We start from the raw sequence: 25,410 nt of genomic DNA on the forward strand, positions 1-25,410 counted from the left end.
ACAGACATGGCTAAGTTAACGAAAAAACAAAAAGAAGCTCAATCGAAATACGATGCTGCTAAAGAATACTCGCTCCAACAGGCTGCCGAGATTCTGAAGGAGATTTCGTACACGAAGTTTGATGCTTCTGTGGATATTGACGTTCGGTTGGGCGTTGACCCGCGTAAAGCCGACCAAATGGTTCGTGGTGTTGCCACGCTGCCACATGGTACCGGTAAGACGGTTCGCGTTCTGGTGCTTTGCACCCCGGACAAGGAAAACGAAGCGAAAGAAGCTGGTGCCGATTTCGTGGGCCTGGATGACTACATTCAGAAGATTGAACAAGGCTGGACGGACATCGACGTGATTATCACGATGCCGAACGTTATGGCCAAGGTTGGTCGTTTGGGTAAAGTTCTGGGTCCGCGCGGGCTGATGCCAAACCCGAAATCGGGTACGGTAACTCCCGACGTCGCTAAGGCCGTTCGTGAGGTGAAAGCTGGTAAAATTGACTTTAAAGTCGACAAAACCGGTATCATTCACACCAGTATTGGTAAAGTATCGTTTACGCCAGAAAAACTGGCTGAAAACGCGCAGGAAATCATCGCTACACTAATGCGCCTAAAGCCTTCGTCGGCTAAAGGAACGTATGTGAAAACGATTAACCTGTCGAGCACGATGAGTCCGGGAGTAACGATTGATAAAGGCACAGTAGCCGGAATTTAAGCCATGAAGCGCGAGGACAAAGGAGCAATTATTGAGGAATTAACTGGAAAGTTCCAGTCGACTCCCTTCTTCTACATCACGGAAGCCAATGGCATGACGGTTGCTGAAACAAACAACCTCCGTCGGATGTGTTTTGAGCGGGGTATTGAGTACAGAGTGGTGAAGAACAGCTTCATCAAAAAAGCACTCGAAACCCTCGATACGGATTATACACCGTTCAACGATACGGTGCTGCATGGCCAGTCGGCAGTGATGTTTCACGCTGACAACGGCAAAGCACCGGCTAAGCTTATCAAAGAGTTCCGTAGAACGAACGACAAGCTGCAATTGAAGGCTGCTTCTATTGATTATAGCCTATTTATTGGTGCTGACCAACTCGACACGCTCATCGCACTGAAGAGCAAAGAAGAGCTGATCGGCGAAATCATCGGTCTGTTGCAGTCGCCTGCCAAAAACGTCATCTCGGCGTTGCAAAGTGGTGGCAGCAAATTGGCCGGTATCCTCAAAACGCTGTCGGAGCGCGAGGAAGCAGCTTAATTTTTCCGACATTATTTTTTCACAATTGTATCACAATCAAATAAAAGAAATACGACAATGGCAGATTTGAAAGCGTTCGCGGAGCAGCTTGTAAGCCTGACAGTTAAAGAAGTTAACGAACTGGCTACTATCCTGAAAGATGAGTATGGTATAGAGCCAGCTGCAGCCGCTCCAGTAATGGTTGCTGGTGGTGGTGCAGGTGCAGGTGATGCTGCTCCAGCCGTTGCTGAGAAAACCTCGTTCGACGTTGTTCTGAAGTCGGCTGGTGCTGCTAAACTGGCTGTAGTTAAACTGGTGAAAGACCTGACCGGTCTGGGTCTGAAAGAAGCCAAAGAATTGGTTGATACAGCGCCGAAGCCAGTTAAAGAAGGTGTAAGCAAAGACGAAGCTGACGCACTGCGTAAGCAACTCGAAGAAGCTGGTGCTGAAGTAGAAGTTAAGTAAGCAGATAGCTCTTTCGCATATCGCTCCAGGCAGGGGAGGCCAGACCAACGTCTGGTCTTTTCCTGTTTGGAGACTTTTTGTCTAAGCTCTTGCAAAAGACAAACTAATTTTTATTGCCTTATGTTGTCTATTTACGCTCCTTGGGTCGGGTGACACCCGGAGCCTGAATAGCCGCTTAGTCCGAGTGCCGTGGCAAATCTTCGCAACGCACTCATTGAGAATCGGTTACGCAACTAAACGAAGCACAATCTTGGCGACAAACGCGAAAATCAGTACACGCAAAAATTTTGCGACGATTCAGCCAGTGATTGGGTATCCAGACTTTCTGGATATTCAAGTAAAATCCTTCAAAGATTTTTTCCAGCTTGACACCCCCTCCAACCAACGGTCGGAGGAAGGCTTGTTCAAGGTATTCCAGGAAAACTTCCCCATTTCAGACTCCCGTGAAAACTTCAAGCTGGAGTTCATCGACTATCTGGTTGATCCCCCGAAATACTCGGTTGACGAGTCTATCGATCGGGGTTTGACGTATTCGGTGCCTTTGAAAGCCAAACTGCGTCTGACAAACAATGACCCCGACAACGAGGACTTTGAGACAATTGAGCAGGAGGTGTTCTTAGGGAACATTCCGTATATGACCGAGAAAGGCTCGTTTGTCATTAACGGAGCCGAACGTGTGATTGTTTCTCAATTGCACCGTTCGCCAGGTGTGTTCTTTTCGATGAGCAAACATACGAATGGTACCAAGCTGTACTCAGCACGGATTATTCCATTCAAAGGCTCATGGATTGAATTCTCGACCGACGTTAACAATGTCATGTACGCGTACATCGACCGGAAAAAGAAATTTCCGGTTACGACGCTGTTACGGGCTATTGGCTTCGGTTCGGACAAAGACATCCTGGATCTGTTCGGCTTATCGGAAGAAGTACCGGCAACGCCTGCCAACCTGAAAAAGGCCATTGGCCGTCGGTTAGCGGCTCGGGTACTGCGCACGTGGACGGAAGACTTTGTGGATGAGGATACGGGCGAAGTAGTATCAATCAGCCGGAACGAGGTGCTCCTGGAGCGCGACTCGGCCATCTCGGCAGATGATATTGATGTAATTACGGAATCAGGTCAGAAATCAGTCATCCTGCATAAGGAAGACATGAACATGGCCGATTACAACATTATTTACAACACGCTGCAGAAAGATAGCTCCAACTCCGAAAAAGAGGCTGTTGAGCAAATCTATCGGCAGCTCCGGAACGCTGATGCGCCCGACGAGCAAACCGCTCGGGAGATCATTCAAAGCTTGTTCTTCTCGGATAAGCGGTATGACCTTGGGGATGTAGGCCGTTACCGGATCAATAAAAAACTCGGTCTTGACATTTCGTCGGACATGAAAGTACTGACCACAGAAGACATTGTGTCTATTGTGAAGTATCTGATTGGTCTGATTAACTCGAAAGCCGTTGTCGATGACATTGACCACCTCAGCAACCGACGTGTTCGGACTGTAGGGGAGCAGTTATATGCACAGTTCGGTGTCGGTCTGGCTCGTATGGCCCGGACGATTAAAGAACGGATGAATGTAAGGGACAATGAGGATTTCAAACCCGTTGACCTGATTAATGCCCGGACGCTTTCGTCAGTCATTAACTCGTTCTTCGGTACTAACCAGCTGTCGCAGTTCATGGACCAGACTAATCCGCTGGCCGAAGTGACGCACAAGCGTCGTATGTCGGCACTCGGACCCGGTGGTCTGTCGCGTGAGCGGGCTGGTTTCGAAGTTCGTGACGTACACTACACGCACTACGGTCGCCTGTGTACTATCGAAACGCCGGAAGGTCCAAACATCGGTCTGATCTCGTCGCTTTGTGTCTATGCTAAAATCAATAGCATGGGCTTTATCGAGACGCCATACCGGATCATTGAAAACGGAAAGGTATCGATGGATAAGCCGGTCATGTATCTGACGGCCGAAGAAGAAGATACCCACTATATTGCCCAGGCCAACGCAGGCATCGACAAAAAAGGAAACTTCCAGGTAGATCGCCTGAAAGCCCGTTTTGAAGGTGACTTCCCAATGGCTGAACCGGCCAACGTAACCTTCATGGACATTGCTCCGAACCAGATCGTATCGGTGGCGGCTTCCATGATTCCGTTCCTTGAGCACGATGATGCTAACCGTGCCCTGATGGGTTCGAACATGCAACGTCAGGCAGTACCGCTGCTCCGTCCGGAAGCCCCGATTGTGGGTACAGGTCTGGAAGGTCGTGTGGCTGTTGATTCACGGACGCTGGTTATTGCCGAAGCCGATGGTGTTATTGAGTTTGTTGACGCAACTAAAATTGTTGTCAAATACAACCTCGACGAAGATCAAATGGCGGTTACGTTCGATGAAGATCGGAAAACGTACAACCTCATCAAGTTCCGTCGGACCAACCAGGATACCTGCATCAACATCAAACCAACTGTACTGAAAGGGCAGCGGGTAAAGAAAGGTGATGTATTGTGCGAAGGCTATGCCACACAGGCAGGTGAACTGGCTCTTGGCCGGAACATGAAAGTAGCGTTCATGCCTTGGCAGGGATATAACTTTGAGGATGCTATCGTGATTTCGGAGCGTGTTGTGCGTGAAGACATCTTTACGTCGATCCACATTGAAGAGTTTGAACTGGAAGTTCGTGACACCAAACGGGGCGAAGAGGAATTAACCTCCGAGATTCCGAACGTAAGCGAAGAAACGGTTCGTAACCTCGATGAAAACGGTATTGTTCGCGTAGGTACGGAAGTGAAGGAAGGCGATATCCTAATCGGTAAGATTACTCCGAAAGGAGAAAGCGATCCAACACCGGAAGAAAAGCTTCTCCGTGCCATCTTCGGCGACAAAGCCGGCGATGTGAAAGATGCTTCGAAGAAAGCACCGCCATCCCTAAAAGGTGTTGTTATTGATACAAAGTTGTTTGCCCGTCCGGCCAAAGAAGACCGGGGTAAGCACAAAGAAGAGGTAAAAGCACTGATGAAAAAATACGGCCGTGAGTTGAATGACTTCCGGGCTCGTATGATTGAGAAATTGGTCGCTTTACTGGACGGTAAAACCAGCGCGGGTGTCAAGCATAAGTTTGGTGATGAAATTGTGAGCAAGGGTGTGAAGTTCAGCCGTAAAAACATTACGGAAAACCTCTTCCCGGATCGCAATGCCTACCGCGATGAGAGCAGCTACGCTGTGCCGGAAGAAGCCAACCTGCTGTCGGACATGAACCTTGAAGGTTGGACGGACGATGAGAAGGTGAACATGATGGTTGTCGAGCTGGTGAAGAGCTACAACAACCGTCGTAGCGAAATCACGGGTCGGTTCAAGCGTGAACGGTTTACCCTTGAAGTGGGTGACGAACTACCCGCTGGTATCGTGAAGTTAGCCAAAGTCTATATCGCCAAGAAGCGGAAGCTGAAAGTAGGGGATAAGATGGCTGGTCGTCACGGTAACAAAGGGGTTGTTGCCCGGATTGTGCGCGATGAAGATATGCCGTTCCTGGAAGATGGAACGAAAGTTGACATCGTACTGAATCCGCTTGGTGTACCTTCCCGGATGAACCTTGGCCAGATCTACGAAACTGTACTTGCCTGGGCAGGTCAGAAACTGGATCGGAAGTATGCAACGCCAATTTTCGACGGCGCAACGGAGCAACAAGTAGCTGACGAGTTGAATGAAGCCGGTTTGCCTTCATTTGGCCGTACATACCTCTACAACGGACTAACGGGCGATCGTTTCGACCAGCCGGTAACCGTGGGTATCATCTACATGCTTAAACTCGGTCACTTGGTCGACGATAAGATGCACGCCCGTTCAATCGGACCGTACTCGCTTATTACACAGCAGCCGCTGGGTGGTAAAGCGCAGTTTGGTGGTCAGCGTTTCGGTGAGATGGAAGTGTGGGCGCTGGAAGCTTTCGGTGCTTCGAACATCCTGCAGGAAATTCTGACGGTTAAATCGGATGACGTTGTTGGTCGTGCGAAGGCATACGAGGCTATCGTTAAAGGTGAAAACCTGCCGAAGCCGAACATTCCGGAGTCGTTCAACGTACTCGTTCACGAGTTGCGCGGTCTTGCACTTGAAATTACACTTGAATAATAGGAGTTAGGAGCGAGGAGTGAGCAGTGAGGAGTAATGCAACAGCAACAACTTCCCGCTTCTCGCTCCTAACTCCTCACTTCTCGTTTTAACCTATAATCTCCAACCAATGTCGTTCAAAAAGAACAAAAAGCTCAACAGCGACTTTGCCAGCGTGACGATCAGTCTGGCATCGCCGGAGTCTATTTTGGAGAGTTCCTACGGCGAGGTAACACAGCCGGAGACGATCAACTACCGGACCTACAAACCCGAAATGGGCGGCTTGTTCTGCGAGCGCATTTTCGGGCCTGTGAAGGACTGGGAATGTCACTGCGGTAAATACAAGCGGATTCGCTACAAAGGCATTATCTGCGATCGCTGTGGTGTTGAAGTAACTGAGAAGAAGGTACGCCGGGAGCGTATGGGCCACATCGAACTGGTGGTGCCCGTAGCGCATATCTGGTACTTCCGCAGCCTGCCAAATAAAATTGGCTATCTGCTGGGCCTTTCGACCAAAAAACTTGACCAGGTCATCTATTACGAACGCTATGTTGTTGTACAGCCCGGCGTAAAAGCAGAAGATGGTATCAACCAGCTTGACTTCCTCACGGAAGACGAGTACCTGGATATTATTGACAAATTGCCAAGTAGCAACCAGCATCTGGACGACAAAGACCCGAATAAATTCATCGCTAAGATGGGGGCTGAAGCGCTGGAGATGTTGTTGTCGCGGGTTGAGCTGGATGAGCTGTCCTACTCGCTCCGTCATGCTGCCGCAACGGATACATCACAACAACGGAAAGCCGAAGCGTTGAAACGTCTCAAAGTCGTTGAAGCGTTCCGGGAAGCCAACGGCCGTATCGAGAACCGCCCCGAGTGGATGGTGATCAAAATGGTACCCGTTATTCCGCCCGAACTGCGCCCGCTCGTCCCTCTGGATGGTGGTCGTTTTGCTACGTCCGATTTGAATGACCTGTATCGTCGGGTTATCATTCGGAACAACCGTCTGAAGCGTCTTATCGAAATCAAGGCTCCCGAAGTAATTCTCCGTAACGAAAAACGGATGTTGCAGGAAGCCGTCGATTCGCTGTTTGATAACTCGCGGAAAGTGAACGCCGTTCGTTCGGAAGGTAACCGTGCCCTGAAGTCGCTGTCCGACATGCTGAAAGGTAAACAGGGTCGTTTCCGTCAGAACCTGCTCGGTAAGCGTGTCGACTATTCAGGTCGTTCAGTTATCGTAGTTGGTCCTGAACTGAAACTCCACGAGTGCGGTCTGCCCAAAGACATGGCTGCTGAGTTGTTCAAGCCGTTTGTTATCCGCAAACTGATTGAGCGGGGTATCGTTAAAACCGTGAAGTCGGCTAAGAAAATCGTTGACCGCAAAGATCCTGTTATCTGGGACATTCTGGAAAACGTATTGAAAGGCCACCCTGTTCTGTTGAACCGGGCTCCAACACTTCACCGGTTGGGTATCCAGGCGTTCCAGCCGAAACTGATCGAGGGTAAGGCTATTCAGTTGCACCCACTCGTTTGTACGGCCTTCAACGCTGACTTTGACGGTGACCAGATGGCCGTTCACGTGCCCCTGGGCCAGGAAGCTGTGCTTGAAGCGTCGCTGCTGATGCTGGCGTCGCACAATATCCTGAACCCTGCCAATGGTGCGCCGATCACGGTACCATCGCAGGACATGGTATTGGGTCTGTACTACGTAACGAAAGGACGGAAAAGCATTCCTGAATACCCGATTGCGGGCGAAGGCATGACTTTTTACGGTACGGAAGAAGTGATTATCGGTATCAACGAAGGCAAAGTTTCCAAACACGCCAATATCAAATGCCGGGTGAAAGTCCGGGATGAGAACGGTGAGTTGGTTTATAAAGTCATTGACACGGTAGCAGGCCGGTTGTTGTTCAACCAGGCGGTTCCCGAAGAAGTGGGTTATATCAACGAACTGCTGACGAAGAAAAAGCTTCAGCAAATCATTGCGCTCATCTTCAAAATCTCGGGGGGTGCCCGTACGGCTCAGTTCCTCGATGAAATTAAAGAACTTGGTTTCCAGATGGCCTTCCGGGGCGGTTTGTCAATCGGTTTGAGCGATGTTATGATTCCCGAAGCCAAACAAGGTCTTGTTGACGAAGCGAAAGCGGAAGTACAAGCTGTTTGGGACAACTACCTTATGGGTCTGATTACGGAGAATGAACGTTACAACCAGGTTATTGACATCTGGACTCGCGTGAACTCCCGTTTGACCGAGACGCTGATGAAGCAACTCGAAGCCGACCAGGGCGGATTCAACTCGATTTACATGATGATGCACTCGGGAGCCCGTGGTTCGCGTGAGCAGATTCGTCAGTTGGGTGGTATGCGGGGACTGATGGCCAAGCCGCAGAAAAACCTGCAGGGTTCGGTAGGTGAGATCATCGAAAACCCGATTCTGTCGAACTTCAAAGAAGGTCTCGACGTACTGGAGTACTTTATCTCAACCCACGGTGCGCGGAAAGGTCTGGCCGATACAGCTCTGAAAACGGCTGATGCCGGTTACTTGACCCGTCGTCTGCACGACGTAGCCCAGGACGTAATTATCAGCGAAGATGATTGTGGTACGCTCCGCGGCCTGCAAGTATCAGCTCTGAAAGATAATGAAGATATCGTTGAGCCACTGTCAGAGCGTATCCTGGGCCGTACCACGGTTCACGATATTTATGACCCGCTCACAAAAGAGCTGATCGTAGCATCGGGTGAGTTGGTGACTGAAGAAGTGGCTGCACACATTGATGAAACGAGCATCGAAACCGTCGAAATTCGTTCGGTACTGACTTGTGAGTCGCGTCAGGGTGTTTGCGCCAAGTGTTATGGCCGCAACCTGGCATCGGGCCGCATGGTCGACATCGGTGAAGCTGTAGGTGTTATTGCCTCGCAGTCGATCGGTGAGCCGGGTACGCAGTTAACGCTTCGTACCTTCCACGTAGGTGGTACGGCATCCAACATCGCGGTTGATGCCTCTATCAAAGCTAAATTCGACGGTCTGATCGAGTTCGAAGAAATGCGGACGGTTCAGTCGGAAGATAACGAAGGCAACCCACAAACGATCGTAATGGGTCGTTCGGGCGAAGTTCGGATTGTGAACCCAAGCGACCGGAGCGTCGTGCTTATCAGCAACAACGTTCCTTATGGTGCATTCCTGCGGGTAAAAGATGGCGACATGGTGAAGAAAGGCGACGATATTTGCGCCTGGGATCCTTATAACGCCGTTATCCTGTCTGAATTGACCGGTACGCTGAATTTCGACGCGATTGAAGACGGTATCACATACCGTGAGGAGTTCGATGAACAGACTGGCTTCCAGGAGAAAGTAATCATCGAAAGCCGCGATAAAGCGAAGAACCCGGCTATCGTCGTTCAAGGGACAACAACGTTGTCGTTACACTTGCCCGACAATGATGGCGGTCCGTTGCAGAAGAGCTACAACTTACCCGTTGGCTCACGTCTGGTTGTGAAGGAAGGCCAGAAAATTAAAGCTGGTCAGCCGTTGGCAAAAATTCCGCGTAACGTTGGTAAAACTCGTGACATCACGGGTGGTCTGCCACGGGTAACGGAATTGTTCGAAGCCCGTAACCCGTCGAACCCGGCTGTTGTTAGTGAAATTGATGGTGTTGTTACGTACGGCGCGATCAAACGTGGTAACCGCGAAATCTTCATCGAGTCGAGAGACGGAACGAAGAAGAAGTACCTCGTTCCGCTGTCGAAGTTTATCCTGGTTCAGGACAATGACTTCGTACGGGCTGGTGCTCCGCTGTCTGACGGTGCCATTACGCCGAGCGACATTCTGGCCATCAAAGGTCCGACGGCCGTTCAGGAATATCTGGTAAATGAAATTCAGGAGGTATACCGTCTGCAAGGGGTGAAAATCAACGATAAGCACATCGAAGCCATTGTTCGGCAGATGATGCAGAAAGTTGAGATCATCGACTCGGGCGATACCAACTTCCTCGAAGGTCAGGTTGTAGATAAGTGGGCGTTCCGTGAGGAAAACGATAAGGTTCTTGACGCTAAAGTGGTTATGGACGCTGGTGATTCACCAAACGTTAAACCCGGTCAGATCCTGACGAGCCGTCAGCTTCGGGATGAAAATTCCAGTCTGAAACGTCGTGACCAGGCCCTGGTGACCGTTCGTGACGCAATGGCTGCCGTTTCGCAGCCAACGCTGATGGGTATCACCCAGTCGTCTTTAGGCACAGACAGCTTCATCTCGGCCGCTTCCTTCCAGGAAACGACAAAAGTACTGAGCGAAGCCTCGATTCGTGGTAAACGCGACGTACTCGACGGACTGAAAGAGAACGTAATTGTTGGTCACCTGATTCCGGCCGGTACAGGCCTTCGTCGCTACCAAAGTGCGATTGTTGGCTCGAAAGAGGAACTGGAAACGATTACCGAATCGCGCGAACAGTACGCCCGCAGCAAAAAGAAAGCTACGGTCTAACCGTTTAGAGATAGTAAATACAAAAAGCCCCGACCAGCAATGGTCGGGGCTTTTTGTGTAATACCGATCGGGATGGTCGGTATTACATTACCGCATTAACTCATCGAACGTGATACTCAAATAGTAGAGTCCTCCAATGCGGGCCAGCCCATATCCCTGGGCGTAGTATTGATTCAGAATATTTGTCCCGCCCAGCTTCACGACCGATTTAAAGGTTGGTACTTTGTAAGAAACCTGCGCGTCCAGACTTGTCCAGGAGGGTAACCAGATATCGCCGGCTGTTGTACCCTGTTCCACCCACATTCTGTCCGTCCAGCGGTAGGTGAGGGTAGCTCCCAGCCGATCTGTCAGGCGTGAGTTGCTCAACGTGATGTTGTAGCGGTTTTCAGGTGAGATAAAGAAGTTACGCCCCTTCTGCGAAACTTCCGGATTACTCATTTTACGTTTCACAATCGGGTTTCCAGCATTGTCGTTGATGACGTTTCCCTGTGCATCACGCAGCGTGACGGTACCAACTTGGTAGGCGTAGTTACCACTGATGGTAAAGCCCCGGCCCAAACCGTACTCCGACCCGATTCCCCAGCCATTCACGAAGATCTCGTTGAAGTTGTTAAAGTTAATTTGCAGCGTCCGATAAGCGTTTGAGGAAAAGTCGGAGATCTGTCCATTCGTAGGTTGGTAAAAGCTCTGCGCGGCAATGAAATCCGTGTACTTGCTATGGAAATAGAAAGCATCAACATAAAGCTTATTCTGGATCAACGTTTTGTAGCCTACTTCCCACGTCTTTATCTTCTCCGTGGTGAAATTTGCCGGATTGTAAGCCCTGGTACGTAACTGCGCTTCCGAAAGACGGCCAGCCGTAAAATCACGAACGTCGCTATCCAGATAAGCAGGGTTTGCAAAGAGTCCTGCGGATTCAGCCGCCAGTTGCGAACCGCCCACATCGCCCCCTCTACCAGCGGCCGGAACGGCAAATAGCTGTCCGGGAGATGGATTTCGGAAGGCCGATTGCCAGGAGCCGCGGAAGTTATGTGGCCCTACGCTCACCACGGCCGATGCGCGAGGAGTGAATCCGCCTTTAAAGTACTGGTTCTTATCGTACCGGATGGCAACTGTTGGTTTGATCGTTAGCAACGTGCTAACTTTTAGCTCTTTAGCCGCCTGGACATAGGCACCGTATTCGTTGATGGTATATTCCGAACCATCTGCTTTCAACGTAACGGCAGTACCGCCCGTACTGAGTCCATAATGACGAATGCTGCCGCCCGCAATCACCTCGGCTACACTATTGAGCACGTTCGTAAGGTTGTACATGCCTTCATAATGCCACATTGCGGAATTATCGCGGAACCGCGTTCCGCGGGCGCCTTTATAGCCGGGTACGGTGTCCGTATTATAGGTGTTGGCAAACGCATCCCGAACAAGGTTGAATCGGTCGGAGCCGGGCAGGAAGCGGCCCCGGTCGGCAGTATTTCGGGCTTGGCCTACAGTTACTTTGTTTTCTACGTAAGCCTGCCCAAATTCAGCAGCCCATTGCCCCAATGATTTCCAACTGTTGTTAATAGCGGTAGCTGTTTGACCGATGTTCCAGCCTTCAGCCTGTTGCTGGGTTGTGTAGGCCCGCACAAAAAAGTTATCGCCCCGTACCTCAGCTTTGAACTGGTGCCGCTGGTAGTCGGGAAAATATTCCCGGAAGCCAGCCGTACGAATAAAGTTACCATTGCCATAGTACCAGCCCAGCGACGCTTCCATGTTGCGGGGAAGTTTATAATGCAGGGATATATTGGCTCGGTTGTTAAAGACTTTACCGTTGTTGCCCAGTACATCCAGTTCGGTGTAGCCGGTGCGGGTTACAAGCTTGTTTTGCAATAATACGTTCGCATAATTGGCCGGGAAACTATACGCTCCGCCGGCATTGATGTCATCGCCGTATATATTGACTCCGTCGTATTGAAAATTTGTATTCGGGTCATTGTTGGGGACGAATCCTATGCCGGTGGCCAGACCACCCCGCGAAGGATCAGTCGTGAAGAAATTGGCGCGGGCGCGGGTTGACCGATCGCTGTAATCATCGGCAATAAAATCTGTACCGCTAAGCCGCTGAAAGTTTACTTTGACGGCAAATCGGGCACCCAACTGCCTGGCGTAGCGGATGGCGATATCACCGTACCCTTTTGGCCCGAAACTCCCTTTACCGAAATTATTGGCGCCAACTTTCAGCTGAACGCTCAAGCCCTGATAGGTGAACGGGTTTTTACTGGTAGTCAGCATCAACCCCTGAAGCGCATCCGGCCCGTACAAAGCCGACGAAGCACCGGGGATCAATTCGATGCTTTCGACATCCAGATCAGAAACGCCCGCTACGTTCCCAAAGCCAAAGCCCAGGCCGGGCGAGCGATTGTCCATCCCATCGGTCAATTGCAGGAAACGGTTGTTGTTGTTCGCGCCGAAACCGCGCAGGTTGACGGACTTGAATGTCAGGCTTTGGGTGAGCAAATCGACGCCTTTAACATTCTGCAAGGCATCGAACGGGCTCGTTGCCGGTGACTGCTGAAACTGCCGCGCCCCCAGCTTCTCGACGGTTACGGCAGCTTTCTGAATATCTTCCGGTACGCGACTCGCCGAGACAACTACTTCATCGGTCAGAATCGCTTCTTCGCTAAGACGGATGGCAATACTACGGAAGTTGCTTCCCCGGACAACGACATCCTGGCGTTTATAGCCAATAAAAGAAGCGGTAATCGTTAGGGGTAGTGATTGGGTGGTTTGAAGAGAAAACTGCCCATTCGCCTGGGTGATGGTACCGGTATTGGTACCCCGAATGATGATCGTTACGCCGGCCAGCGGCTGATCCTTCTCATCGGTAACGAGTCCTGTCAGGTTTGTCTGCGCCCAGGCATGAAGGGGACCAAACAGCCACAAGAAGGAGAGTAAAAAGAAATGTTTCATGTATGAGTTTTTGGTAGAAGTTGGATATAAATACGGCAAAAATACAAAAGCTGTGTACGTTAAGTAAAATTAACGTACACAGCTTTTATTAACTTAATAACTTATAATCTGGTACAGGTTACGGAATTCCAGAAGTGGTTAGTTTAACTTTTTGCTAACTCTTGTCTGCTGACCCAACCTGTGCGTATTGTTAAAACGTATACCGTAAAGTGGTACCGTACGTTCTGGGATCGCCCAGTACTGCTGCGTACTGACCGGCGTTCCCGGCCGCTGGCAATAGCTGTTCGAAGTAATTTTTATTCGTCAGATTGCGGGACCAAAATAGGATCGATACCCCGTTTGAAGCCCGGAAGCCTACTCGGGCGTTGAACAGCGTATACCCATCGATGTTCAGGAAGGCTGAGGGTGATGCGCTTGACGAGAATGAGGATCGGTAATAACCATCAACCGCCAGGAAGAAGCGGCCATCCTGATTTAAGAACTTGCCGTTACCGGAAATTTCACCACCCAGCGAGCCCGACCACTTGGAAATACCGGGAAGAACACCGCCCGAAATATCCTTGAACGCTGATTCGCCACCGGTTTCTTCAAGCGGGACAGGAGCATTCTTGAAGGAGACATAGATGCCATCGGTATAGGAAACGGCACCGTTGATAGAGAAACGGTTGTTCACCCGGATGTTCCCATCGACTTCAACGCCCTGTACCCGTACTTTCTCGGCATTGGCCAGATACCCTCTGTTCACCCCGACTTCAGCCGTTTGCACCTGCGTCTGGTAATCTCTGATGTCTGTATTGTACAGCGTCACATTAAACGTGGAGGCTGGTGTTGGTCTGGTCTTTATCCCGATCTCATAGTGAGTTACATACTCCGGCTTCACCTTGGCCAAGTCAATAAGGGTAACCCCGTTGGCAGTAGGTAGCCCGCCAAGATTTACCCCAACGGGTTTATAACTGTTTGCATACGTTGCGTACGCATTGAACCGCTTTCCAGCCCGGTAAGCAAGGGTTACCTGCCCCGAGAAGTTATTATCCTCTACACCAAATGCGAATGCCTGATTCGTGTAAATCGCGTTCTTAAGAGCAAGTAGGGCAGGGTCGGTCGTTTGTAGGCCACCGTAAGTTTCGCGTTTGTAGTCGACGTCTTTCTTATCGTAATTGAAGCGGAGTCCGGGTAATAAGTGCCATTTGTCGGTGATTGCCCAGTCGACCTGGCCAAATACGGCCGCGCCGATGGTTTTGAGCCGCGACGTTGTTCTGGTGCCAAATCCCTCGAAAAGCCCCGGCGTTTTCCACAAGGCACTAGTTGAACTCTGCGAGAACCGCCATTGTGCCGAACCTGACTCCTCTGTCTGAACCGGATCTGATTTTAAATCCTGATCAATGAAGAAGACGCCAAAAACACCACTGAGCTTTGAGGAAAACTGACCGGCATACCGGATTTCCTGTGTCCATTGGGCGTGCCGTGAGTTCCCCTGCGATTTAGTCAAGACAGGAAGCCCGGTAAAGTCCCGATCGTTGGAAGGGTCCCAAACCCAATAGCGGTAGGCCGTTGTTGCCGTCAGGGTGCCGCTGCCGATTTTAGCATCGACATTTACCGATACACCACCGAAATCGTTGTTCGACCGCCAGGGTGTATCCGTATCGGTAACCCGGTCGAATGGGTTTGTACTTGGGAGCTTGTAGCCTAAGTCAGCAATTATAGCATTGAACTGGCGGTAAGCTGCCCGCTTCGTCGTGACAACACCGGCAACCACTGTTGCATAGCCATCAGGACGCTGACGGGAATTATCGCCTGCCAGGGTAATCTTAACTTTATCGGATGGCGTATAGAGCAATTGCGCCCGGTACCCCAGGTTGTTCAGGGTATTGGTTGGCTTCAGCGTTGTCGTGTTGTAAATGGTTCCGTCGCGCTGTGTTCCCGAAAAAGAGGCTCTAACGGCCAGCTTTTTGCTGATTGGCCCGGTCAATGAGGCTTTAGCCTGAATGTAGTTGTAGTTGCCATAACTAACTTCAAAGCTGGCACCGGGCTGAAAGCTTGGCGCACGGGTCGTAATGTTAAAGGCACCGGCGGTCGTGTTTTTACCAAATAGTGTCCCTTGGGGTCCACGAAGCACTTCGACTTGTTCGATGTCGATAAAATCAAGTGACGTTGCGGCTGGCCGGGCGTAATACACACCGTCTACGTAGAACCCAACACCGGGGTCAATTCCATCGTTGGTGAGGCCGAAGCTCGAACCCAGCCCACGAATGTTCAGCGTTGTGTTCCGGGCATTAGACGAGTAAAGCTGTACGCTCGGAACCAGCTCTTTCAACCGGTTCACATTGAATGCGCCGGCATCTTCGGCACGAACGCCACTTACTACCGAGATGGGAATGGGTACGTCCTGAGCTGACTCCTGCCGACGCCGGGAGGTGATCACCACATCGGCTAATTGATTGGCGCCTTCTTCGAGCTTGATTTCGACGTTATCGCTGCTTAGGACGACGTCCTGTGTCTGATAACCCAGGTAGGATACCGTTACAACGAAGGGAAGTTTCTGACCCGTTAGCAGTGTAAACTGACCATTTTGATTGGTCGCTCCTCCGTTTGTTGTCCCTTTAATAACCACCGTTGCACCAATCAGGCTTTTTTCAGTGCGAGCGTCAATGACTCTTCCAGTTATCGTTGCGTTAATAACAGGCGCGTTCTGTGCGGATAAAAGCAGCGGTAAAAAGAAGGCCCCTATCAAAAAAATGGATGTTAAAATTCGTTTCATCTAAACTTGTTGGCGTATAAAATGAGGTTGCCCGAGCATACTCCCTATTCTCCCGGTTGTAGATAGACTATTAGTACTTATAGTCTATTGAATTAATAGGTTATGCAAAACAGCACCTTGTTTTTATTACTTCCAAACAGCTTTATATAAAATTGACTGATTTAGTCTATAATCTTTACAGGAATCAATAGTATCTTGAAAAGGGTCAATAAATCGTATTATAAAGTTATAGTTATAAAAATTGCCTATTTGATTTGTACAAGTCTATAGGGTTTAGGGGTTATTGTAAACCATTGATTGATAGTTATGTTGTTGAGGATGGTATTAGGTAAGTACTTTGATAATTATATTGTTGAAATAGTGGTCATAAAAAAAGCCGGTTCAATACATGACATATCGAACCGACTAAAAATGGTATTCGGAATTTTTATGTTAGGCCGCGCGGCTACTTTGTGGACGACGCAGCACTGTAGAGCGAAGCGGCTGCGTAGCGGCACGGGCTTCTTCAATAACCTGCTCCGACACCATGCCCAGATGGTTGGCCCGTTTGAGCACATAATCGAAGGGCAGGTTGAAGTAGTTGGATACTTCACTGCGGAAGCTATCCGGGAAACGGGACAACCGTAGCCCAAAGAACTTACGTACTTCACTTTCGGGCAGGAGAGCTGCCAACGCTACGCGCTCAGCCTCGACCAGCAATTCTTTACGGACCGGGTAGAGATGTTCGAGACCAATGGAAGCCGCCAGAATATTCAGAAACAGATTTTTATACATGGCTGATAACTCAGCCGGTAAGATGATCCAGCCCTGCTCCCGAAACTTGGCCGAAAAACCCGTCAGCCCTTTTTCTCCGCGAATCTCCCCAGCGATCAACTCGTTTGGGAATTGAAGTTGGTTGGCTTCGGTATCGGCATCTATTTTCTGAAGCCGGAAAACAATGGCTTCAATAGGGCTTTTGGTGAACAGTAAATCGGCTGGCATGGCACGCGTATTCTCCCACTGGTCCGTCATCCGCATGAACAGACTCTCATTGACGGGAAGGTTTTCAACGTTGCCAAGACTGATGAGCATTTGGCGAAAAGCCGCCAGAAAATCAATCTGGAGCTGATTCGGATTTGAGCGTCCTTTCTTCATTCGGATTGAGTTGCCGGATGTTGGTTTTTAGTCCAGAATCCGGCTCATTAGTATGGTTGTTTGTTGGTAATTGGGGAGGTAAATATACACAATAAACCGCTGATTAAAAAGGAGTAACATAAACATAATTCAGCTCGTTTTTCGTATCAGCCAGCCTCTGGTCTGGAGTGGTACTCCGGGCAGCCGAAGGCTATTTTTTGACGAACATTATTAGCCTTCAGCTGCCCGGAGTATCACTCCAGGCTACTTGTCGAGCTGCCAAATTTAATCATCCATTAAATTCTGTATCTGGCTGCCTACACAAAACAAAAACAAATCAAATACGCAGGCATTGGCCTAATACGAGTAGGAAAGTTTATTTTTACCCTACGATTACACACGTCAACAACCTGTATGGCACAACGTATCCGCCTTATCCAATTTCTACAAGTCAGCTCCTTTTTCATTCTGCTTGGTACGACCTTGTTACGTCCGGCTCAGGCCCAGCAAAAACCAACTCAATCCTTTGGCCTGCTCGAAACGACCATCAGTGATATTCACCGGGCTTACCGGGCCGGTTCGCTAACGAGTGAACAACTGGTGAATGCCTATCTGGAGCGGATCAAAACGTATGATCAGCCCACTAAGCTCAACGCCATTATTATCATTAATCCGGACGCCATAGCCACGGCCCGCGCGCTGGATGCTGAGTTTAAGAAGACCGGCAAACTTCGGCCACTGCACGGCATTCCGGTTATCGTTAAAGACAACTACAATACGAAAGGGCTGCAAACAACGGGCGGCTCCATTGCCCTAAAAGGATTTGCCCCTACCGAAGATGCTTACCAGGTCAAAAAGCTTCGTGAAGCGGGAGCTATTATTCTGGCAAAGTCGAACATGGCGGAATGGGCCTTTACGCCCATGCATTCGCAGAGCTCTATACTGGGCGAAACGTTGAATCCTTATAATCTGGCCTATGTACCTGCCGGATCGAGTGGGGGAACGGCGGCAGCAGTGGCGGCAAACCTTGGCACCGTTGGACTGGGGTCTGATACGGGTAATTCCATTCGCGGACCGTCGTCGCATAATGCGCTGGTTGGGTTACGGACGTCGCTGGGGCTGGTAAGCCGGTACGGTATTATTCCGTTGTATACCCGCAATGATGTGGGCGGACCGATGTGCCGAACCGTAGAAGATGCAGTACGCTTGCTGGAGGCTACGGCCGGGTATGATCCCAAAGACCCGATTACCAAAAATGGTCAGGGCAAAGTGCCGAAAAACTACACCCAATTCTTACGGAAAGATGGCCTTAAAGGAACCCGGATCGGTGTGATGCGTCAGTTGAGCGACAAGAACGTTCACCCGGAAATTAAACAGCTATTCGACAAAGCGTTAGCGGACATGGCCCGGGCAGGTGCCGAAATCGTTGACGTAACAATACCTGAATTCGATTCACTGCGGGCCAACCAGTCGTGCGCTGAGTTCAGAACCGATATTGAGCATTACTTACAGACCTTCGTGAAGCGCGATACGCTCAAAACGCTGGAAGACATCATTCGCATTGGGGGCTATTCAGACATTGTGCGCGATCGGCTGACGTACCAGCAAACGCACTCGGGTCGGGCGCGTCATCCCGAAATTGCCTGCGGTGATCCGTTTACTGATCCCTTGCGTATTGCCTACCGCAACGGTGTCGAAGCAGAAATGAACCGCCTGAAGGTCGATGCACTCGTGTACCCGACCTGGAACTACCCACCCGCGCTGGTTGGCGATGCGAAGGGCTACAAAGGCGACAATAGCCAGTTAGTTGCTCCGGCTACCGGTCAGCCTGCGTTTACAGTTCCCATGGGCTACACCACCGGCGATTTGCCGGCCGGTATCCAGTTCCTGGGCCGTATCTTCGACGAGCCAACCCTTATTCGACTCGCCTATGCCTACGAACAGGCAACCCATCACCGCATGCCACCCAAACGGTTTGGAGCCATCGGGCAGTAGAGAGAGTCAAGTCAATCACGCATCACCCATTCTGAATCCATGAATCGACCACCGTTATCGTCAATTAGCTTCCTGACCAGTCTGCTTATCTGCCTGACTGGGTATTCCCTACAGGCGCAATCCTTCACCAAAGCCGAAATTGCCCGCTGGCAGCAAAAGGCCAAACAGGTGACCATCACCCGCGATACCTGGGGCGTTCCGCACATCTACGGTAAAACCGATGCCGACGTGGTCTTTGGGCTGCTGTTCACCCAGTGCGAGGACGACTTTGGGCGGGTGGAGGAAAACTACATTACTTCCACCGGGCGGCTGGCCGAAGTGGAAGGAGAGTCCGCCATTTACCACGACTTGCGGGCACGGCTGTTTCTGGACACGACGCAGGCCATTGCTATTTACAAAAAGAGCCCGCTCTGGATGAAAAGTCTGCTGGACGCCTTTGCCGATGGCACCAACTACTACCTCTACACGCACCCGGACGTAAAACCCCGGCTCCTGAAGCGTTTTCAACCCTGGATGCCACTCATGTTCAGCGAAGGCAGCATTGGCGGAAACATCAGCGTAGTGTCTACCGAACGGCTGAAGGCATTTTACGAGCAGCGTAAATCAACGTCATTCGTTGATTATACCGACCATTACGAACGCGAGTCGATCGGTTCGAATGGCTTTGCCATTGCTCCCGCTAAAAGTGCCACTAAAAACGCGTTGCTTCTCATTAATCCGCATACCTCGTTTTACTTCCGTTCGGAGGTGCACATGATCAGTCAGGAAAAACTGAATGCCTACGGAGCCGTTACCTGGGGGCAGTTCTTCATTTATCAGGGCTTTAACGAAAACTGCGGCTGGATGCACACGACCAGTTATGCCGACTCAATGGATGAATACCTGGAAACCATCGAGAAGAAAGGCAATGTATTCTACTACAGGCACGGTAAAGACCTGAAGCTCGTGCGCACCCAGAACGTACGGATTCCGTATAAAACAGCCAGTGGGATGCAGCATAAAGACTTCACCATGTATTTCACCCAGCACGGCCCCATTGCAGGCGAACAAAATGGCAAATGGATTGCCATCGACATGATGAATACGCCCCTCAATGCGCTGTCGCAGTCGTATTTGCGGACGAAGGCTACGGGGTATGATAGCTTCAAAGAAGTGATGAAGCTCAATGGTAATGCCTCCAACAATACCATCTTCGCCGATAAGAACGGGACAATTGCCTACTGGCATGGCAATTTTATGCCCAAACGCGACCCTAAATTCGATTGGGAAGAACCGGTAGATGGCAGTAATCCCGAAACAGACTGGAAAGGGCTGCATGGCGTCGATGAAATTGTGCAGGTGCGCAATCCGGCCAGCGGCTGGATTCAGAATTGTAATGCCACGCCCTTTACCGTTTCGGGCAGCAGCAGCCCCGATAAGAGCAAATACCCTACTTACATGGCACCCGATGCCCAGAACTACCGGGGTATCAATGCTGCCCGTGTCCTGAGCGCAAAAAAGCTGTTCACACTCGATACGTTGATTGCGGCTGCCAATGACCCGCATCTGGCTGCCTTTGATGAATTGCTGCCCCCTTTGCTGGCCGCTTACCAGACCGTTTCGGGCGATGCCGCGAACCAGTCGAAAGACCTATCCGAAGCCATCGGCGTGTTGAAAGCCTGGGATAAGTCGTACGGCAAAGCATCGATTGGGCAAACGCTGGCCATTTTCTGGGGTGAGAAAATACAGCGACTGGCCCGCAGCCGGGCGGCTGGCGACCAGCGATTCGATAACCTGTCGCTAACGGCCTACACCGTCAGCAATACCTCGCCACAAGAAAAAGTAACCGCTCTGGCCGATGTTCTCACCGATCTCACTCGCGACTTTGGTAGCTGGAAAACACCCTGGGGTGACATTAACCGTTATCAGCGACTAACCGGCAAGGTTCAGGAAACGTATGACGATCTGAAACCCAGCATCCCGGTTGGCTTTACGTCTTCGGCCTGGGGGTCGCTGGCGGCTTTTGCAGCCAAAACTTATCCGGGCACCAAAAAACGGTACGGTAGTGTGGGAAACAGCTTTGTTGCGGTGGTGGAGTTTGGCAAGAAGGTGAGCGCTCGCTCCGTTGTAACAGGTGGCCAAAGCAGCCAGCCAGGCACGCAGCACTTTACCGATCAGGCTCCGCTTTACTGCGAGGGGAAATTCAAAGATGTATTATTCTACCCTGAAGACATCCAGAAGCACGTCGAGAAGACGTACCATCCGGGGGAGAAGTAAATGATAGGACGTGAAAAAGTAAAAGGGTTAGCACCTTCCAAGTCTAACCCTTTTTTTTATAAATAACGTATGGTATAGATAACTGGCAAAACGGGCTTGGCTGATAAAATCAGCCAATCAGCCACGTCACAAATGAACCAATCAAGATCAGGCCAGTGATCGTAATGGCTGTGAATATATATTGTTCACTTCGGTTCAAGCTATACATCAGGTCTTTGTTGTCATCAACTCCCAGAAGCGTGTTTTCAGAAAACCACCCCGATGAACGGACTGCCATGCCGGAAGGCTGGCTACATTCCTCTACATCGTTAAAAATCAACAGTTCATCCAGCATCTGACTGGTATCCCTGGCATTGTCGGATATAAAAATTGTCGATAATGCAGGGCGTCTTGTTGAAGTGGTTATTAGCTTCATGGTCTTTAGATAGAACGTGAGTTAGAACTTCTCTACCTCGTTGATAAGACAATATTGGCGCATTAGGCGTTGTAAAAAATAAGTTTTCGATAAACTGCTACTTTTGCACGTTTTTCGTCAAGTATCTGGTAATTATGTAAATACTAAGTTGATTAATTCAACATTCTGTGAATACAAGACGTCCTCAAATGCTCGTAGTCAATCCCAACATAAACTCCTAGTAAGCACCTCTTACGTAAATACAAATGAAAGTATTATAATGTTTTTTATTTTCGTATGTGCTCTTATCATTTACTATTTAATGGTCTGCGGCCTGATCGCTTGCCAAAACTGACTGGAGTTTTACTATAGTCAAATCGGTCTTTGTAAGAAATAAGCTATAGTGGCTGAGAGCCCGAATCGCGGTATCTTTCCGGCTTCTTTTTAAGAGCAATCTACTTAGGGTCTTGTCTGGCTAATACCTTGATAAAGAGTGACTACTCGGGTATTTACTGATGCTCGACAAGGGCTATTTATTAGACGGCTACTGGATAAACATGAATGAAGGGTAGTTTGCCACATAAGAAACAAATACCTGTTGGTTGCCCTGCTCAGTTAATGGTCGAACGGATCTTTATCTGTCGCAGGTGCTGTTGGAGGGGCATGGACGTAGTCATGAAGACTTTAAAAAGTGTATTTGGCATGACTGGCATGTCGCTGGTCTGAAGCAATACACCCGGCTGGAAAAGGCGGCCTATACGAACATCAGTCTGCTTGGCTCATCTACCAGCGGGGCGCTGTTGCTGGAGTTAGTGTCGTCGGGTTATTTCGCTAATCATCTAGCGCCCCGTAATCTGTCTGTTGCCAGTTCATCCTATTGTGATTCCATCCGATAAGTCGCTGTCGCCGGTTGGTTTGGCTGGCCCCATGCCGGGCTATTTCGAAACGGATCAGCCGGTCAGTGAGCATTAAGGATTCTACCATTTTCGGCCGCAGGAAACCCTTCAGCAGTTACAAAATGTGCTGACCGTTGTTCGGAAGGATCTGGAAGTGGCCTTACCCTCCCGACCGGTTGTGGTATAAACGTGTATAGGTCGGAAAAAGGTGCGTCGGCCGATCCGGTCAGTGCGGCTGACTGTCTGCTGTGGATTACGTTAGAATTTCAGGAGGGCGCCAAGCAATATATTAGGGACTATTCTACCATACGAGTAAGTCGTGGCAGCGGTGTTGTTCGGCGTGTCGGATAAGGCCAGGAAGTTGAAGTTCAGGTCTTTTCCGATGGACTGATACCGTAACCCTGCGCCGGAGAATAATTCGAGCCGGGTTCGGCCTTCCCTTGATAGCAGGATATCAACGCCCATTTTTGCATTTGCACAATAAACCATTCGGGGCACCATGGTGAAGGTTACCGGCGAATAGCGGTTATACTCTTCTTTTCTGAACTGCTGCCCTTTCATCATTAGGTTGGGGCCAACAAAAAAACGGGAGTGCTTATGCGGCTCATTCAGGTAAAACCGGTAATCCATTTTTAGTGCCCAGCCTTCTTTATCACGGGAATTTTCGGTTGAATTACTCCCCCAAAAGTAACTGCCATCGAGTACAACGGCCTGCCGAAACAAGGTTGGTATTTCGACCCCCATTCGCAATTCATGCATAACGAGTTCAAGCGGGTAGATACGAACGAAAACTGGCCCGTTGGATGGGCGTGTCAGAGGTGTAAGGGCCTGGCTCTGAACAGCCATCGTTTGCAGGGTAAGCAGGACGATGAGGATAGTAAGGTGCGACTTCATACGTAATGACGGTTAATCTGGTGGAAGATTGCGTCAAAAGTAATTGTCGGCACTACACCCGTGCAGCACGGGTTTACGCCCGGCGGATCTCAGCTTAGCTACGGTCGGAAAAAGTACCTCCCGACATCGGGCCGTTAGCAGACGATTAGCTTTCCAGCCCCATTTTTCGTAAAAAATCGGGCTTTACCCGCCGGGCAACATCCACTTCGCTGCCGTCGGTCATGATGAGCGTACCCCCATCTCCGCGCCGGTACTTAGTAATGTACTTCAGATTGACCAGATGCGATTTATGTACCTTGAAAAAATGGTCGTGGTCGGCCAGTACCTGCTCGAATTCGGCCAGTGAGCGGGAGGCAACCAATTCTTTCCGATTGGTAAAATGGACCGTGGTGTAACTGCCCATCGCTTCGATCCGGACAATATCGTCGGCGGGAAACAGCAGTACACTTTCCAGAGTTGGAATGGGTATTTTCCTGATCCGTTCGCGTTCTTCGCGGATTATTTTAAGTACCTGCTGCAATTCATCGCTGGGTGGTGAAGGAGCCTGCCGGATCTGATTTTCCAGTACTTCGCTATGTTGCTCGATCAACTCCTGATTTTCTTCAAGTCGCTTGAGAGCCAGTTCCTGCGCCTGGCTGATGTCGTTACGGAGTAGATTGATGCGGTCCATCACCGCAAACGTAAGCAATGTTGCCTGGCAAACGGCACCAATCTGGTAACCATAATAGGTGAACACATGGTCGAACGAAATCACATTGAATAGCGTAAGCACCAGCAACAGGATCTCAACGATGTAAATGCCCCAACCAAGGAGGTAAAAACGGGCGGCCCGAAACCCTCGCCGATACAGGACCAATCCAAGACCCAGGAACGACAGAAACGTAACCAGTACAATAACATTGAACGCCATTTCTGCCTGTTGAACGCCAACGATCTTAGCGGCAACGACCCCAATGGCGAGCACCGCTATACCCTGGTAGGCCTTGGCAACACGGGGATGAACAGCGCGCAGGTTCAGGAAATTTACCGAGAAGGCCAGACTCGTCAGTAGGGTGCAGAGCCGGATAAGGCTCGAGTTTACACCATTGTTCATATAGGGCATATCCTGCCAGAGAAGGTCGAACAGGTAGCCTTCAAACGTTAGTAGTGTGAGGCCGGAGAAGAGTATATGCAGCGTATAGAGCAGAAAGGTCCGGTCGCGCAGGGACACATACATGAAGAAGCTGAATAGGGCAATCAGCGCCATTACACCCACTACAAACGAATTGATCATTGTTTCGTGGTAAACTTTCTGCACAACTGGCCGAATGCTGCCGAGCTTGATGGGCAGAACAAGCCCGTTCATGTCTTTGAGGGCAATGTAAATTTGTTTGGGGTGATGGCCCAGATAAAACGTGATGCTGTTGATGCCGAAGTAGCGATTGCCAAACGGACGAAGCACGCCCGTTTCGAGGAAATACGTCGTGTCCTCACTAACTACGTAGGCATCGACGAAGTCGACATCCTGCGCTTCCAGAATGGCATAAACCGGCTCGTTGGTTTGATTGTTAATGTCCCACTTTAGCCAGATGCGCGAGGGTGTAAACCCCAGATTGAGCACTTTGTCGGGGCTGTTGGTAAACAGTTTGTCGGGTAGTTTGCTGATTTGAAGGTGGCTCAGTTGGCTGGTTGTATCCTCGAAATAACGGGCAAAAGAGCCCATTTCGACTAACTCATGGGTGTTGGTATAATGGATGATCGGCTGGGCATTCAACTGCCAGAAACCGGTCAGCAATAGAACTAGCAGGGTAGATAGGTGGGTTTTCAACGTATTCTCGGAAAAGATACCTTAGTTGTATCCTATGGGTGTGATTAGGTATGCAATAATAGCATTTGGTACAATGAATACCT

14 protein-coding genes are annotated in these 25,410 nt (G+C 50.0%); 8 read left to right on the forward strand and 6 right to left on the reverse strand.

All coding sequences use genetic code 11. The features are described from left to right. Nucleotides 1–6 precede the first annotated feature (6 nt). The 5 genes from rplA to rpoC all read left to right on the forward strand — a co-directional run bounded on the left by rplA (nucleotide 7) and on the right by rpoC (nucleotide 10,265). Entirely contained in the window at nucleotides 7–705 is a 699-nt protein-coding gene (gene rplA, locus ACYVJM_RS13755) for a 50S ribosomal protein L1 (protein WP_012928964.1), read from the forward strand. Nucleotides 706–708: 3 nt separating this feature from the next. Further along, nucleotides 709–1,242 (forward strand): 50S ribosomal protein L10, encoded by a 534-nt coding sequence (gene rplJ, locus ACYVJM_RS13760; protein ID WP_461148810.1) that lies wholly within the window; start codon nucleotides 709–711, stop codon nucleotides 1,240–1,242. A gap of 57 nt (nucleotides 1,243–1,299) precedes the next feature. Beyond that, complete coding sequence (gene rplL / locus ACYVJM_RS13765) at nucleotides 1,300–1,686, forward strand: 50S ribosomal protein L7/L12 (protein WP_012928962.1); 387 nt, start codon at nucleotides 1,300–1,302, stop codon at nucleotides 1,684–1,686. Between the two features lie 250 nt (nucleotides 1,687–1,936). Next, complete coding sequence (gene rpoB, locus ACYVJM_RS13770) at nucleotides 1,937–5,806, forward strand: DNA-directed RNA polymerase subunit beta (protein WP_461148811.1); 3,870 nt, start codon at nucleotides 1,937–1,939, stop codon at nucleotides 5,804–5,806. A gap of 109 nt (nucleotides 5,807–5,915) precedes the next feature. Beyond that, complete coding sequence (gene rpoC, locus ACYVJM_RS13775; protein ID WP_461148812.1) at nucleotides 5,916–10,265, forward strand: DNA-directed RNA polymerase subunit beta'; 4,350 nt, start codon at nucleotides 5,916–5,918, stop codon at nucleotides 10,263–10,265. 87 nt (nucleotides 10,266–10,352) lie between these two features. On the opposite strand, the gene ACYVJM_RS13780 is transcribed toward rpoC, so the two are convergent. The 3 genes from ACYVJM_RS13780 to ACYVJM_RS13790 form a co-directional block, all read right to left on the reverse strand. After that, nucleotides 10,353–13,214, reverse strand: coding sequence for a TonB-dependent receptor (locus ACYVJM_RS13780; protein WP_461148813.1), 2,862 nt, complete (start codon nucleotides 13,212–13,214; stop codon nucleotides 10,353–10,355). 190 nt (nucleotides 13,215–13,404) lie between these two features. Further along, complete coding sequence (locus tag ACYVJM_RS13785) at nucleotides 13,405–15,972, reverse strand: TonB-dependent receptor (protein WP_461148814.1); 2,568 nt, start codon at nucleotides 15,970–15,972, stop codon at nucleotides 13,405–13,407. A 432-nt stretch (nucleotides 15,973–16,404) separates the two neighbouring features. Continuing rightward, nucleotides 16,405–17,106, reverse strand: a complete 702-nt coding sequence (locus ACYVJM_RS13790) for a hypothetical protein (RefSeq protein ID WP_461148815.1) — start codon at nucleotides 17,104–17,106, stop codon at nucleotides 16,405–16,407. Between the two features lie 393 nt (nucleotides 17,107–17,499). Between ACYVJM_RS13790 and ACYVJM_RS13795 the strand changes: the two genes are divergently transcribed. Further along, the gene (locus ACYVJM_RS13795; RefSeq protein ID WP_461148816.1) at nucleotides 17,500–19,080 is read left to right on the forward strand and encodes an amidase; all 1,581 of its coding nucleotides are present in this window, start codon (nucleotides 17,500–17,502) and stop codon (nucleotides 19,078–19,080) included. Between the two features lie 39 nt (nucleotides 19,081–19,119). Then, on the forward strand, nucleotides 19,120–21,336 hold the full coding sequence (locus tag ACYVJM_RS13800) for a penicillin acylase family protein (RefSeq protein WP_461148817.1): 2,217 nt from the start codon (nucleotides 19,120–19,122) through the stop codon (nucleotides 21,334–21,336). Between the two features lie 109 nt (nucleotides 21,337–21,445). On the opposite strand, the gene ACYVJM_RS13805 is transcribed toward ACYVJM_RS13800, so the two are convergent. Then, nucleotides 21,446–21,751: a hypothetical protein gene (locus ACYVJM_RS13805; RefSeq protein ID WP_461148818.1), complete on the reverse strand. Its 306-nt coding sequence runs from the start codon at nucleotides 21,749–21,751 to the stop codon at nucleotides 21,446–21,448. 581 nt (nucleotides 21,752–22,332) lie between these two features. On the opposite strand from ACYVJM_RS13805, the gene ACYVJM_RS13810 reads away from it, so the two are divergent. Continuing rightward, nucleotides 22,333–22,626, forward strand: coding sequence for a hypothetical protein (locus ACYVJM_RS13810; protein WP_461148819.1), 294 nt, complete (start codon nucleotides 22,333–22,335; stop codon nucleotides 22,624–22,626). A 258-nt stretch (nucleotides 22,627–22,884) separates the two neighbouring features. Here ACYVJM_RS13810 and ACYVJM_RS13815 read toward each other — a convergent pair whose 3' ends face one another. Continuing rightward, nucleotides 22,885–23,520 carry a hypothetical protein gene (locus ACYVJM_RS13815; RefSeq protein ID WP_461148820.1) on the reverse strand — a complete coding sequence of 212 codons (636 nt, stop codon included), beginning with the start codon at nucleotides 23,518–23,520 and terminating at the stop codon, nucleotides 22,885–22,887. 145 nt (nucleotides 23,521–23,665) lie between these two features. After that, the gene (locus ACYVJM_RS13820; RefSeq protein WP_461148821.1) at nucleotides 23,666–25,327 is read right to left on the reverse strand and encodes a 7TM diverse intracellular signaling domain-containing protein; all 1,662 of its coding nucleotides are present in this window, start codon (nucleotides 25,325–25,327) and stop codon (nucleotides 23,666–23,668) included. Nucleotides 25,328–25,410 lie beyond the last annotated feature (83 nt).

The sequence above is a fragment of the Spirosoma pulveris genome, from assembly GCF_054781875.1.